14 protein-coding genes are annotated in these 12,811 nt (G+C 70.1%); 11 read left to right on the forward strand and 3 right to left on the reverse strand.

The annotated features are described in order from the left end of the window. Positions 1–12 precede the first annotated feature (12 nt). Positions 13–219 (forward strand): DUF397 domain-containing protein, encoded by a 207-nt coding sequence (locus tag ACZ7L9_RS25165; protein ID WP_471418372.1) that lies wholly within the window; start codon positions 13–15, stop codon positions 217–219. Here ACZ7L9_RS25165 and ACZ7L9_RS25170 read toward each other — a convergent pair. Continuing rightward, complete coding sequence (locus ACZ7L9_RS25170) at positions 212–1,354, reverse strand: 8-amino-7-oxononanoate synthase (protein WP_471418375.1); 1,143 nt, start codon at positions 1,352–1,354, stop codon at positions 212–214. The two genes, ACZ7L9_RS25165 and ACZ7L9_RS25170, sit on opposite strands and share 8 nt — an antisense overlap. Before the next feature lie 142 nt (positions 1,355–1,496). Here ACZ7L9_RS25170 and bioB point away from each other — a divergent pair, with 142 nt between their 5' ends. The 4 genes from bioB (at position 1,497) to ACZ7L9_RS25190 (ending at position 5,416) form a co-directional block, all read left to right on the forward strand. Next, complete coding sequence (gene bioB / locus ACZ7L9_RS25175; protein WP_471418377.1) at positions 1,497–2,663, forward strand: biotin synthase BioB; 1,167 nt, start codon at positions 1,497–1,499, stop codon at positions 2,661–2,663. Next, a complete protein-coding gene (locus ACZ7L9_RS25180; protein ID WP_471418379.1) occupies positions 2,656–3,960 on the forward strand; it encodes an adenosylmethionine--8-amino-7-oxononanoate transaminase in 1,305 nt (434 codons plus the stop codon). Before bioB ends, ACZ7L9_RS25180 begins: the two co-directional genes overlap by 8 nt. Before the next feature lies 1 nt (position 3,961). Then, positions 3,962–4,669, forward strand: coding sequence for a dethiobiotin synthase (bioD, locus tag ACZ7L9_RS25185; protein ID WP_471418381.1), 708 nt, complete (start codon positions 3,962–3,964; stop codon positions 4,667–4,669). A gap of 69 nt (positions 4,670–4,738) precedes the next feature. Continuing rightward, the gene (locus ACZ7L9_RS25190; RefSeq protein ID WP_471418684.1) at positions 4,739–5,416 is read left to right on the forward strand and encodes a class I SAM-dependent methyltransferase; all 678 of its coding nucleotides are present in this window, start codon (positions 4,739–4,741) and stop codon (positions 5,414–5,416) included. 63 nt (positions 5,417–5,479) lie between these two features. Here the strand turns inward: ACZ7L9_RS25190 and ACZ7L9_RS25195 are convergent, their stop codons facing one another. Both ACZ7L9_RS25195 and ACZ7L9_RS25200 read right to left on the reverse strand, forming a co-directional pair. Continuing rightward, entirely contained in the window at positions 5,480–5,851 is a 372-nt protein-coding gene (locus ACZ7L9_RS25195; protein WP_093551070.1) for a fic family toxin-antitoxin system, toxin component, read from the reverse strand. Beyond that, entirely contained in the window at positions 5,848–6,075 is a 228-nt protein-coding gene (locus ACZ7L9_RS25200; protein WP_471418384.1) for an antitoxin, read from the reverse strand. Before ACZ7L9_RS25200 ends, ACZ7L9_RS25195 begins: the two co-directional genes overlap by 4 nt. Before the next feature lie 224 nt (positions 6,076–6,299). Between ACZ7L9_RS25200 and ACZ7L9_RS25205 the strand changes: the two genes are divergently transcribed. From ACZ7L9_RS25205 to mug, 6 genes are all read left to right on the forward strand, one after another. After that, positions 6,300–6,725: a GNAT family N-acetyltransferase gene (locus ACZ7L9_RS25205; RefSeq protein WP_471418687.1), complete on the forward strand. Its 426-nt coding sequence runs from the start codon at positions 6,300–6,302 to the stop codon at positions 6,723–6,725. A gap of 178 nt (positions 6,726–6,903) precedes the next feature. Then, positions 6,904–8,244 (forward strand): hemolysin family protein, encoded by a 1,341-nt coding sequence (locus tag ACZ7L9_RS25210; RefSeq protein ID WP_471418386.1) that lies wholly within the window; start codon positions 6,904–6,906, stop codon positions 8,242–8,244. Then, positions 8,241–9,260, forward strand: a complete 1,020-nt coding sequence (locus ACZ7L9_RS25215) for a hemolysin family protein (protein ID WP_471418388.1) — start codon at positions 8,241–8,243, stop codon at positions 9,258–9,260. The genes ACZ7L9_RS25210 and ACZ7L9_RS25215 overlap by 4 nt, the downstream gene beginning before the upstream one ends. A 551-nt stretch (positions 9,261–9,811) precedes the next feature. Further along, entirely contained in the window at positions 9,812–10,660 is an 849-nt protein-coding gene (locus ACZ7L9_RS25220) for an SGNH/GDSL hydrolase family protein (RefSeq protein ID WP_471418391.1), read from the forward strand. 59 nt (positions 10,661–10,719) lie between these two features. After that, entirely contained in the window at positions 10,720–12,162 is a 1,443-nt protein-coding gene (gene purB / locus ACZ7L9_RS25225) for an adenylosuccinate lyase (protein ID WP_471418393.1), read from the forward strand. Positions 12,163–12,181: 19 nt separating this feature from the next. Next, a complete protein-coding gene (gene mug, locus ACZ7L9_RS25230) occupies positions 12,182–12,742 on the forward strand; it encodes a G/U mismatch-specific DNA glycosylase (RefSeq protein ID WP_471418395.1) in 561 nt (186 codons plus the stop codon). The last annotated feature ends 69 nt before the right edge of the window (positions 12,743–12,811 follow it).

The following is a 12,811-nucleotide window of genomic DNA, read 5'->3' on the forward strand; positions in this document are numbered from 1 at the left end:
GAGGGGGGCGTCATGTCGGATTGCTTCGCACAGCACTCGTTACGGTGGCGGCGCAGCAGCCGCAGCACGGGGATGAACAACTGCGTGGAGGCCGCGCCGTTCGGTGACGAACAGCTGGCCGTGCGGGACTCCAAGGATGTGTCCAGGCCACCGCTGCGGTTCTCCGCGGCGGCCTGGACCTCTTTCGTCTCCGGCCTGCACCGGGGTTCGGTCAGCTGACGGGAGCGGTCCGCCGCACGATCGCCACCGCCTCGGCGATCTGCTCCTCGGTCAGATCGGCGCGCGCGGTCAGCCGCAGCCGGGAAATGCCGTCCGGCACCGACGGCGGCCGGAAGCATCCCACCGCGAGTCCCGCGGTACGGCAGTCGGCCGCCCAGCGCACCGCCGCGTCCGCCGAGGGCGCCCGTACCGAGACCACGGCGGCGTCTGGGCGTACGGCGGTCAGGCCGGCGGCGGTCAGCCGCTCGTACAGCGCGGTGGCGACGTCACGGACTCGTTCGGCGCGCTCCGGCTCGCGGCCGAGCAGCCGCAGGCCACCCAGCGCGGCGCCCGCGGCGGCCGGCGCGAGACCCGTGTCGAAGATGAATGACCGGGCCGTGTTGACCAGGTGTTCGATGACCTGGGCAGGACCGAGGACCGCTCCCCCCTGGCTGCCCAGGGACTTGGAGAGGGTGAGCGTGGTGACGATTCCGTCGCCGCCCGCGAGACCGGCGGCGGCGAGCGCGCCCCGGCCGCCGTCCCCCAGTACGCCCAGACCGTGCGCGTCGTCGACGAGCAGTGCGGCGCCCTCCGTCCGGCAGACGTCGGCCAGTTCGGGCAGCGGCGCGGCGTCGCCGTCGACCGAGAAGACCGAGTCGCTGACCGCCAGCGCACGGCCGTCGTGTGTCTGCAGGGCCTTGCGCACCGCGCCGGGGTCGGCGTGCGGCACGACGGCGGTCTCGGCCCGGGAGAGCCGGCAACCGTCCACGATCGAAGCGTGGTTGCCCGCGTCGGAGACGATCAGCGAGCCGCGGCCGGTGAGCGCGGTGAGGGCGGCGAGATTGGCCGCGTACCCCGATGACAGGACCAGAGCCGCCTCGAACCCGCAGAATTCGGCCAGCTCGTGTTCGAGTTCGGCGTGCAGGGCGGTGGAGCCGGTGACGAGCCGCGATCCGGTCGCACCCGCACCCCACCGGCGGGCGGCCTCGGCGGCGGCAGCGGTGACCTCGGGGTGCCGGGTCAGGCCCAGATAGTCGTTGCTCGCGAGGTCCAGGAGTTCTGGTTCGGCGGGCCGCGGGCGGAGCGTACGGACGAGTCCGGCGTCCGCGCGGCGGCGCGCCTCGTCGTCGATCCAGTCGAACGGGGCGAACGACATGAGCGGTCCCTTTTGTAGGCAGCTCACAGAGCCTAGCCGGGCGCGCAACAGGTCATGGTGTGGCAATACACACACCCTCGGCGGGCTCTGTTGTCCGGTTCCTCCTTGGCTGCGGGCCGTGCCGTAGGCCAGGATCAACGTCATGGACCTCCTGAACACGCTGGTGGACAAGGGGCTGCGGCGCGAGCTGCCGACCCGCGAAGAAGCACTCGCCGTACTGGCGACCTCGGACGACGATCTGCTCGACGTGGTGGCCGCAGCCGGAAGGGTGCGCCGTCAGTGGTTCGGGCGGCGCGTGAAACTGAACTATCTGGTCAATCTCAAGTCCGGGCTCTGCCCCGAGGACTGCTCGTACTGCTCGCAGCGGCTCGGTTCGAAGGCCGAGATCCTCAAGTACACCTGGCTGAAACCGGATGAGGCGTCGAAGGCCGCCGCGGCCGGGGTGGCAGGTGGCGCCAAGCGGGTGTGTCTGGTGGCGAGCGGTCGCGGACCGACGGACCGTGATGTCGACCGGGTGTCGGAGACCATCGAGGCGATCAAGGATCAGCACGAGGGCGTCGAGGTGTGCGCCTGTCTCGGTCTGCTCTCCGACGGGCAGGCCGACCGGCTGCGTTCGGCGGGCGCCGACGCGTACAACCACAACCTCAACACGTCCGAGGGGACGTACGGGGACATCACCACCACCCACACCTACGCGGACCGGGTGGAGACCGTGCAGCAGGCGCAGGCCGCCGGACTCTCGGCGTGCTCCGGGCTGATCGCCGGGATGGGCGAGAGCGACGCCGATCTGGTGGATGTCGTCTTCTCGCTGCGGGAGCTGGACCCGGACTCGGTGCCGGTGAACTTCCTGATCCCGTTCGAGGGAACCCCGCTGGCCAAGGAGTGGAACCTCACCCCCCAGCGGTGCCTGCGCATTCTGGCGATGGTCCGGTTCGTCTGCCCGGATGCGGAGGTCCGGCTCGCGGGCGGACGCGAGGTGCATCTGCGCTCGATGCAGCCGCTCGCTCTGCACCTGGTCAACTCGATCTTCCTGGGTGATTACCTGACCAGTGAGGGGCAGGCGGGGCAGGCGGATCTGGACATGATCGCGGACGCCGGTTTCGAGGTGGAGGGAGCGGGGACGACGACGCTGCCCGCGCACCGTGCGCCGACGGGTGGCGGCTGCGGTTCGCACGACGGCGGGTGCGCGCCGTGCGGCGACGCGCCCCGGGATGCCGTGGCCGAGCCCGGCGAGGTCCCGGCAGCGCGCACGGACCTGGTGTCGGTACGCCGTCGCGGTGCGGGCACGGACCTCGCCCCCAATGCCTGAGGCCCTCGCCCCGGCCGAGCTGCGGTCCCTGGACCGGGCCCACGTCTGGCATCCGTACGGCCCCATGCCGGGACGTCAGGAGCCGCTGGTCGTGGAGTCCGCGTCCGGAGTACGGCTCCGGCTCGCCGAACCGGCCCACGGACAGCACGAGCTGGTCGACGGCATGTCGTCGTGGTGGTCGGCGGTGCACGGCTACAACCACCCGGTGCTCAACGAGGCGGCACGCGGCCAGCTGGACCGGATGAGCCATGTGATGTTCGGCGGGCTCACCCATGAGCCCGCCGTGCGGCTGGCCACCCGGCTGGTCGAGATCACCCCCGAGCCGCTGCGGCATGTCTTCCTCGCCGACTCGGGTTCGGTGTCGGTCGAGGTCGCGGTGAAGATGTGTCTGCAGTACTGGCGCTCGGCCGGGCGACCGGCCAAGCAGCGGCTGCTGACCTGGCGCGGCGGCTACCACGGGGACACCTGGCAGCCCATGTCGGTGTGCGACCCCGAGGGCGGCATGCACGAGCTGTGGTCGGGCGTGCTGCCCCGGCAGATCTTCGCGGACGAGCCACCGTCCGGTTTCGACGCGGAGCCGGATGCGGCCTACGCCCGTCATCTGCGGGAACTGATCGCGGAGCACGCCGACCGGCTGGCCGCGGTGATCGTGGAGCCGGTGGTGCAGGGCGCGGGCGGTATGCGGTTCCACTCCCCCGCCTATCTGCGGGTGCTGCGCGAGGCGTGCGACGCGTATGACGTGTTGCTGGTGTTCGACGAGATCGCCACGGGGTTCGGCCGTACGGGGAAGCTGTTCGCCGCCGGGCACACGGGGGTCTCGCCCGATGTCATGTGCGTGGGCAAGGCACTGACCGGCGGCTATCTGACGATGGCGGCGACGCTGTGCACCTCTCGCGTGGCGGAGGGTATCTCGCGCGGCGACGTGCCGGTGCTGGCACACGGACCGACGTTCATGGGTAATCCGCTCGCCTCCGCGGTGGCGTGCGCCTCCATCGACCTGCTGCTCGGCCAGGACTGGGAGCGGGAGGTCCGGCGGATCGGTACGGGGCTGCGGGAAGGTCTCGCCCCGGCGGCAGAGCTGCCCGGCGTGCGGGAGGTGCGGGTGCTGGGCGCGATCGGCGTCGTACAACTCGATCACGAGGTGGACATGGCGGCCGCGACCCGGGCAGCGGTACGCGAGGGTGTGTGGCTGCGGCCGTTCCGCGATCTCGTCTACACGATGCCGCCGTATGTGACCGATGACGACGACGTGGCGCGGATCTGCCGCGCGGTGTCCGCGGCTGCGCGGGAGGGCTGAGATGACGGTTCTGATGGTGACGGGTACGGGCACGGAGATCGGCAAGACGGTGGTGACCGCGGCCGTGGCGGCCGCGTACCGGGATCGCCGCGTCGCGGTGCTCAAGCCCGCGCAGACAGGGCTGGCCCCCGGCGAGCCCGGGGATGCCGCCGAGGTCGTACGGCTGGCGGGCGGCCATGTGACCGCCGTTGAACTGGCCCGGTTCCCCGAGCCGTTGGCCCCGGCCACGGCCGCCCGCAGGGCCGGTCTCCCACCGGTACGGCCGTACGAGATCGCCGAGGCGGCCGAGAAGCTGGCGGCCGAACACGATCTGGTGCTGGTCGAGGGTGCGGGCGGACTGCTCGTGCGGTTCGACGACGGCGGAGCGACCCTCGCCGACGCGGCCCGGCTGCTGACCGCACCGGTTCTGGTCGTGACGCAGGCGGGACTGGGCACGCTCAATGTCACCGCACTGACCTCGGAGGCCCTGCGGACCCGAGGGCTGGAGTGCCTCGGTGTGGTGGTGGGCAGCATGCCCACCGAGCCGGACCTCGCGGCGCGCTGCAATCTGTCGGATCTTCCGGTGGCGGCGGGTGCCCCGCTGCTGGGCGCGGTGCCGGCCGGTGCGGGGGCGCTGGAACCGACCGTTTTCCGTGCGCGGGCCGGGAGTTGGCTGGCTGCGGAGCTGGGCGGGAACCGGCCCCCGGATGAGCGACTGAGCCGTGCATGACGGGGGAGAATCGAAGTAGCCGTACCTTGCGGGTCGAGTGCCGTGTCGAGGAGGTCCGCCATGCGCGTCATGCGTCTTCGCAGCACGAAAATCCCGGAGGACGCGGTGCACCATCCCGTCTTCGCCCGGATCTACGCCCGGATGAGCGTGGCGGCGGAGACCGGGGCGGGGCTGGCCACGGTGCGCTCGGAGCTGTTGGCCGGTCTGTCCGGCCGGGTCATCGACATTGGTGCGGGCAACGGCCTGAACTTCGCGCACTACCCGCCCGCGGTATCGGAGGTGGTGGCCATCGAACCCGAGCGCGGCCTGCGGCAGTTGGCGGTGGCGTCGGCATTGCGTGCCGGAATTCCGGTGGATGTGGTGCCGGGCACGGCGGAGGCCCTGCCGGTGAAGAGCGAGGCGTTCGACGGGGCGGTCACCTCGCTGGTGTTGTGCACCGTACAGAATGTGGAGCGATCGCTCACGGAGATCGTGCGGGTGCTGCGGCCCGGCGCCGAGCTGCGCTTCTTCGAGCATGTGCGAGCCGATGACCGGGTGATGGCAGCAACCCAGCGGGCACTGGACCGTACGGTCTGGCCGCTGCTGACGGGCGGGTGTCACACGGCGCGCGACACCCTGGCCGCCATCGAGAGTGCCGGGTTCACGGTGGAGACCTACCGGCGGGTCAGGATGCCGGACTGGGGAATCCGGCTGCCCACGTCCGACTGCGTGCTGGGCGTGGCCCGGCGGCCGGCCGTGGTGGACTGACCCGTCGGTTCACTGCCGAGCAGTCCACCCCGCGCGCCGGAAACGTCCCGCCGGCCGGAGACCTCACAGACTCCACTGGCGCAGTTCGTCGGCGATGGCCCGGACGTCCGCCTTGCCCTCCTTCACCAGTCGGGCCAGGTCACGCACCTGCTCGGGCGAGGTGATGACCTTCAGCCCGGAGGCGACGAGATAGCCGTACGCGACAGCGGAGGAGAACATCGCGTTGGAGTGTTCGAGCGCGGGGACATGGAGCAGCAACTGCAGAAGGGCCGCGGCCCTGGAGTGCGGGTCGCTGTAGACAGGGCTGCCGAAGATCTCGGCCTCGTGGCGGGCCACCGCGGCCACGAGCGCACCCCAGTCGACGACCTGCGGATCGCCGGGGGTCTTGTGCTCGGCCACCATGAGCAGCCAGGAAAGGTCGATCTGGAGATTCAACGCGTGCCTTTGCACTCCGGGCCGAACTCCTCGGCGAACACCGACTCGTACTGCTTCATGAAGTCGGCCGCAGCTTCGACAAAGGTGTGTCCGGCCTCGCCCGCGTCCTGCTTCACGAGTTCCTCTATGTAGCGGTTCACGCTCATCCCCCTCTGTAGCGCGCGCTGTCGCGCGGCCTCGGCGGTGGCCTCGTCCACTCTCACATTCAGCTGAGTCTTGGGCACAGCAACACGCTAGCGCGGGCGTGCTAGCACCAGCAAGAGGAGCCTTACGGTGCCCCGTACACCGTTCGTGCGTGACCGCACCGGTCGCCGTCGACTGCACCGGTCGGCCATGACTGCGCGGTCGTGCGTCCCGGCCCGGCCGTCCGTGACCACATGGTGGAATTCGTTCGTCGCTCCCGCCGTCCCGGTGATGGGATCCCGGCATGACCAACCTCGATGCCGACATGCACGATCTCGTCGTACGGGCCGCGACACCTGCCGACCTCGACTCCGTCCTCGCCTTCTGGAAGGTGGCGGCCGAGGGAACCAGCATCAGCGACGACCGGGACGGGGTCGAGCGGCTCGTCGGCCGTGATCTGCAGGCGCTGATCCTTGCCGAGTCCGACGGCGTACTCGCCGGAACGGTGATCGCCGGGTTCGACGGCTGGCGGTGCCATCTGTACCGGCTCGCGGTCCATCCCGACCGACGGCGCCGAGGTGTCGGCAGCGCACTGCTCGCCGCCGCGGAGGAACGCTTTGTGCGGCTGGGCGGGCGACGTGGCGACGCGATGGTGCTCGACCGCAATGAACTTGCGCAGCACGCCTGGCGCGCCGCGGGCTATGGGCCCGAACCGCAGTGGAGCCGTTGGGTGAAGCCCCTCACGGACTGAAGTGGTGATCACCCGAAAAGAGCAACCCTCTTTGCCGATCCTTTACGATGGGTGGAATCCTGACCGATCCTTCCGAAAGGTGTGAGCGTCCGCCCATGGGCGAGCCCCCCAGTAGTCGACAGCTCCGGCACCGAGCGATCCACCCGCCTCTGCCCGATCATGGGACGGAGGTGAACCGATGACCGAAGTGCTTCTGCTGCTCGTGGCGGTGTTGCTCTCGCTCGCCTGCGGCGCCTTCGTCGCGGCCGAATTCTCTCTGACGACCGTCGAGCGCGGCCAGCTCGAACGGGCCGTGGAGCGGGGTGAGCGCGGCGCGGCGAGCGCGATGAAGGCCGTGCGCAGCCTCACCTTCCAGCTCTCCGGCGCACAGCTCGGCATCACCGTCACCAATCTGGTGGTCGGCATGCTCTCCGAACCGTCCATCGCGAAGCTGATCCGCGGTCCGGTGGAGGCCGTGGGTCTGTCCCCGAGCGTGGCGTCCTCCGTCGCCCTCGTCCTGGGAACTGCCCTGTCCACCGTGTTCCTGATGGTCGTCGGCGAACTCGTCCCGAAGAACTGGGCCATCTCCTCCCCGCTCGCCATGGCGAAGGCCGTGGCGACCCCGCAACGGGCCTTCACCGCCGTATTCCGGCCGTTCATCAGCCACCTCAACAACACCGCCAACCGGATCGTGCGCCGATTCGGCCTGGAGCCCGCCGAGGAGCTGGCCTCCGCGCGCAGCCCGCAGGAGCTGGTGGCGCTGGCCCGGCACTCGGCGAAGGCAGGCGCACTGGAGGCGGACACCGCGGAGCTGTTCGTCCGTACGCTCAACCTGGCGGAGCTGACGGCCGAGAACGTCATGACGCCGCGGGTGCAGGTCACCGCGCTGGAGGTGCAGGCGACCGCCGAGGACGTCGCGAACGCCACCCGGGCGACCGGCCTGTCCCGCTTCCCCGTCTACCGCGGCAGCCTCGACACCGTCGTCGGGGTGGCGCACATCAAGGACGTGCTGGCCGTCCCGGCCGAGCAGCGGCCCCGGACCCGCGTCTCGGAGATGCTGCGCGAACCTCTGCTCGTACCGGAGACCCTCACCGTGGACCGGCTCCTGGACCGGCTGTCCGGCAGGCTCACCATGGCCGTCGTCATCGACGAGTACGGCGGCACGGCCGGCGTCGTGACTCTGGAGGACATCGTCGAGGAGGTGGTCGGCGAGGTGCGCGACGAGCACGACCCGCACGAGACACCCGACCTGGCACCGGCCGGCGAGGACGCCGACGGTCGGACCCTGTGGTCGGCCGACGGCGCCGCCCGCATCGACCAGCTGAAAAGGATCGGGCTGCGGGTGCCGGACGGACCGTACGAGACGCTCGCCGGACTCGTCGCCACCGAGGTCGGCCGCATACCTGCCGTGGGTGATTCGTTCGAGCTGGCCGGCTGGCGGGTCGATGTGGTGGACGCCTCCGGGCGCCGTGCCGCACGAGCCCTGCTGCACGCGCCGCTGCCCGGCGACTGCGACGACCGGACGGAGTACGCACGATGATCGCCGTCCAGCTCTTCATCGGAGCGATGACCCTGGTCGTCAACGCCTTCTTCGTCGGCGCGGAGTTCTCGCTGATCTCGGTACGCCGCAGCCAGGTCGAACCCGAGGCCGAGGCCGGGAACCGGCGGGCGCGCAGCGTCGTCTGGGGCCTCGAACATGTATCGGCGCTGCTCGCGGCGGCGCAGCTGGGCATCACTCTCTGCACGCTGGTCCTCGGCATCGTCGCCGAACCGGCCATCGCACATCTGCTGGAGCCCGTCTTCGACGCGGTGGGTATGCCGCACGGACTGATCCACCCGATCTCATTCGTGATCGCACTGTCCTTGGCGACGTATCTGCACATGCTGCTCGGCGAAATGGTGCCGAAGAACATCGCGCTGGCCGAGCCGGTACGGGCCGCGCTGCTGCTCGGACCGCCGCTGGTGACTCTCGCTAGGGCGCTGCGTCCGGTGATCTTCGCGATCAACGCCTTCGCCAACGCGCTGCTGAAACTGTTGCGGGTCGAAACGAAGGATGAGGTGTCCGCCACGTTCTCAGACGACGAACTGGCCCGGCTGGTGAAGGACGCAGGGGACGCGGGGCTGGTCGACGACCGCGCGGCCGAACGGCTGCACCACGCTCTTGAGCTGGGCCGACGCCCCGTGCGGGATGTGGTGCTGCCGGTGGAGCGGGTGGTGTACGCCCGCATCGGAACGACGCCGGAGCAGTTGGAACAGCTCTCGTACGAGACCGGATTCTCGCGCTTTCCGGTGATGGACAGCGAGGAGCGGATCCTGGGCTATCTCCATGTGAAGGACGCCTTGGACGCCACACCGCGCGATGTGCCGTTCCCGGTCCCGGCGATGCGGCCGATCGCCCGGGTGCGGGCCGCCACGCCGCTCGACGACGTACTGACCGCGCTGCGGCGCAGCCGTACGCACCTGGCGGCGGTGCTCGACGAGGACGGTCGACTGGCCGGACTGGTCACGATGGAGGACGTGCTGCGGGAACTGGTGGGCCGACCGCAGGCACGCTGACCGGTGAGCGGGGGCGGTGGGGGCGAGCCGGACGGGCTCCGCGCGGGCTCGCCAACGCCGGGTTCGTCCTGTGTTCGTCCTGCGGCCTCCCCTGAGCGGATGAGAACGCGGCCGCTCGCAGGCCACTGCCACGCCTCGTGCCAGGCCGACGTCGCTCGGAAGGGTTCACAACCGCTGGGCCAACACCTTGTTTTAGCGAACACAGGCACGATCGAGTGATTGGTGTTTCGGTCTGTGGGTGTGCCTGGCGGGGCTGCGTCATGTGTGTGACGCGATCTGGGACGCCGGGTGTGGCGTCAGAAGTCGGGCCTCGTATCACCAGCGTGATGGTTCGGGGCCTCCCCGTCGCCTCTGGCCACACCCACATGGCCGGGTCGTAGGGATTCCGCCCGCCCGGGACGGACCGCATCCGGGATATGCGTCGCCGACCAGGCCGCGAAAGCGGAGGACCAGTGCGCCCAAGACCGTTCGGAGCGTACCGGTGAGACAGGACTCACTCCCTCTCACCGCCCGGAAACGGTTCGTAGGCACCGCGATACGATCGCACCGTCATGAAAGTGAATGCCTCGTACACCAGTCTTGTCGCGGTCGGCGACTCGTTCACCGAGGGCATGTCGGACCTGCTGCCCGACGGCTCGTACCGGGGCTGGGCCGATGTCCTCGCTGGACGGCTCGCGGTCCGTACGCCGGGATTCCGCTACGCGAATCTCGCAGTGAGGGGCAAGCTGATCGGCCAGATCGTCGACGAGCAGGTCGATGCGGCGGCCGCCATGCGGGCGGATGTCGTCACGCTCGTCGGCGGTCTCAACGACACCCTGCGACCCAAGTGCGACATGGGCATGGTCCGCGGACGGCTCGAGGAGGCCGTGGAACGTCTCGCGCCCTCGTGCCAGAAGCTTGTGCTGATGCGCAGCCCCGGTCGCAGCGGCCCGGTGATGGAACGCTTCCGGCCGCGGATGGAGGAGTTGTTCTCCCTGGTCGACGAGTTGGCGGTCCGCCACGGTGCATTGGTCGTCGATCTGTACGGGGCACCGGCCCTGGGCGATCCCCGGCTGTGGGACGTCGACCGGCTCCATCTGACGGCCGACGGGCACCACAGGGTGGCGGAGGCGGTTTGGCAGACGCTGGGGCTGCCGCCCGAAAGTGACTGGCGGAGGCCGCTCCCGATCTCCGTGCCCCCGGGATGGGCGATACGACGCGCCGAAGACCTCCGCTTCGCCCGCCGGCACCTGATGCCGTGGATCGGCCGCCGTCTGACCGGCCGCTCGTCCGGGGACGGGCGGACAGGCGCGCAGTACAGCGCGGAACTGGGGAGGGCATTCTGGGTCACCCCCGAGGATGTCCGCGACCCCGGCCCCGTGGCGACCTGGCGCCAGGTGGACGCGCCTCCGCTCTCGTAGCAACCCACAATCCGGACCGCGGCGCTGGCCTGCACAAACCGCCAGTAGAATCTGGACACGTGACTGCTGTGTCTGCGAAGCCTCGCATCCCCAATGTCCTGGCCGGCCGCTACGCCTCCACGGAGCTGGCCGTCCTCTGGTCCCCCGAGCAGAAGGTGAAGCTGGAACGCCGGCTGTGGCTGGCGGTGCTGCGCGCTCAGAAGGACCTCGGGATCGAGGTGCCGGACGCCGCCCTCACCGATTACGAACGTGTCATCGACCAGGTCGACCTTGCCTCGATCGCCGAGCGTGAAAAGGTCACCCGCCACGACGTCAAGGCGAGGATCGAGGAGTTCAACGCCCTCGCCGGCCACGAGCAGGTCCACAAGGGAATGACCTCCCGGGACCTCACCGAGAACGTCGAACAGCTTCAGATCCGGCTCTCCCTGGAGCTGATGCGCGACCGCACGGTGGCGGTCCTGGCTCGGCTCGGCAAGCTGTCGGGTGAGTACCGCGAGCTGGTCATGGCCGGCCGCTCCCACAACGTCGCCGCCCAGGCGACCACGCTCGGCAAGCGTTTCGCTACCGCGGCGGACGAGCTCCTGGTGGCCTTCGGACGGCTTGAGGACTTGTTGGACCGCTACCCGCTGCGGGGCATCAAGGGGCCCGTGGGCACGGCCCAGGACATGCTCGACCTGCTGGGCGGCGACGCCGGAAAGCTCGCCGACCTCGAGCAGCGCATCGCCGCGCACCTGGGATTCGCCCAGGCCTTCACGTCGGTCGGCCAGGTCTACCCCCGCTCACTCGACTACGACGTGGTGACCGCGCTCGTACAGCTGGCCGCGGCGCCCTCGTCGGTCGCGAAGACGATCCGTCTGATGGCCGGGCACGAACTGGTGACCGAGGGCTTCAAGCCGGGCCAGGTCGGCTCGTCCGCGATGCCGCACAAGATGAACACCCGCTCGTGCGAGCGCGTCAACGGCCTGATGGTGATCCTGCGCGGCTACGCGTCGATGACCGGTGAACTGGCGGGCGACCAGTGGAACGAGGGCGATGTGTCCTGCTCCGTGGTCCGCCGCGTGGCGCTCCCCGACGCGTTCTTCGCATTCGATGGTCTGCTGGAGACCTTCTTGACGGTGCTCGACGAGTTCGGTGCGTTCCCGGCCGTTGTCGCCCGTGAACTCGACCGCTATCTGCCGTTCCTCGCCACGACCAAGGTCCTGATGGGTGCGGTGCGCGCCGGTGTCGGCCGTGAGGTCGCCCACGAGGCGATCAAGGAGAACGCGGTCGCCTCGGCCCTTGCCATGCGCGAGCAGGGTGCTGAGCGCAACGAACTGCTCGACAAGCTGGCCGCCGACGATCGCATCCCGCTGGACCGCGCACAGCTGAACGCACTGATGGCCGACAAGCTCTCCTTCACGGGGGCGGCGGGCGACCAGGTCAGCGCGCTGATCTCGCGCATCGAAGAGATCACCAAGCAGCATCCCGAAGCCGCGGGTTACACGCCGGGCTCCATCCTCTGACGGCCGCCACCACACCCGGATGACACCCGAAGAGCTCCAGGCCGCCCGCGACCGCACCGTTCCCGATGTGGTCGCGGGCGGCCTGCGTGTGCTGTTCTGCGGGATCAATCCGAGCCTGATGACAGGGGCGACGGGCCACCACTTCGCCCATCCCGCCAACCGCTTCTGGCCGGTACTCCATCGATCGGGCTTCACCCCTCGGCAGCTGAAGCCGGCGGAACAGACCGAGCTGCTGCGTTACGGCCTGGGCATCACCAATGTGGTGGCCCGGGCCACCGCACGGGCGGACGAGCTGTCCACCGAGGAGTTCCGGGAAGGCGGACAGATCCTCGCAGCCAAGGCCGGGCAGCTGCGACCGCAGTGGCTGGCCGTCGTGGGGGTCACCGCGTACCGCACAGCCTTCGGCAGGCGGACCGCCCGAATCGGTCCACAGGACCACACGATCGGCGGCGCCCGCGTCTGGGCCCTGCCCAACCCCAGCGGCCTGAATGCCCACTGGACCGCTCAGACGATGGCGGAGGAGTACGGGCGTCTTCGCGCCTCCGTCGAGCACGACACCCTCACCACCGAAGAAGCCTGACAGCCTCGGCAACTCCACAAGGATTCGACACCGATGGCCACATGGGGCTGCGACCCCGGGGCGCGGCGG

The organism is Streptomyces sp. NPDC111516 (assembly GCF_055635345.1).

Excerpts from the sequence above, each read along its gene's own strand:
- ACZ7L9_RS25210 (WP_471418386.1), top strand. The coding sequence starts at position 6,904 with ATGACCGAAGTGCTTCTGCTGCTCGTGGCGGTGTTGCTCTCGCTCGCC.
- ACZ7L9_RS25205 (WP_471418687.1), top strand. The coding sequence starts at position 6,300 with ATGCACGATCTCGTCGTACGGGCCGCGACACCTGCCGACCTCGACTCC.
- ACZ7L9_RS25215 (WP_471418388.1), top strand. The coding sequence starts at position 8,241 with ATGATCGCCGTCCAGCTCTTCATCGGAGCGATGACCCTGGTCGTCAAC.
- mug (WP_471418395.1), top strand. The coding sequence starts at position 12,182 with ATGACACCCGAAGAGCTCCAGGCCGCCCGCGACCGCACCGTTCCCGAT.
- bioD (WP_471418381.1), top strand. The coding sequence starts at position 3,962 with ATGACGGTTCTGATGGTGACGGGTACGGGCACGGAGATCGGCAAGACG.
- ACZ7L9_RS25180 (WP_471418379.1), top strand. The coding sequence starts at position 2,656 with ATGCCTGAGGCCCTCGCCCCGGCCGAGCTGCGGTCCCTGGACCGGGCC.
- ACZ7L9_RS25165 (WP_471418372.1), top strand. The coding sequence starts at position 13 with ATGTCGGATTGCTTCGCACAGCACTCGTTACGGTGGCGGCGCAGCAGC.
- bioB (WP_471418377.1), top strand. The coding sequence starts at position 1,497 with ATGGACCTCCTGAACACGCTGGTGGACAAGGGGCTGCGGCGCGAGCTG.
- ACZ7L9_RS25170 (WP_471418375.1), bottom strand. The coding sequence starts at position 1,354 with ATGTCGTTCGCCCCGTTCGACTGGATCGACGACGAGGCGCGCCGCCGC.
- ACZ7L9_RS25220 (WP_471418391.1), top strand. The coding sequence starts at position 9,812 with ATGAAAGTGAATGCCTCGTACACCAGTCTTGTCGCGGTCGGCGACTCG.
- ACZ7L9_RS25190 (WP_471418684.1), top strand. The coding sequence starts at position 4,739 with ATGCGTCTTCGCAGCACGAAAATCCCGGAGGACGCGGTGCACCATCCC.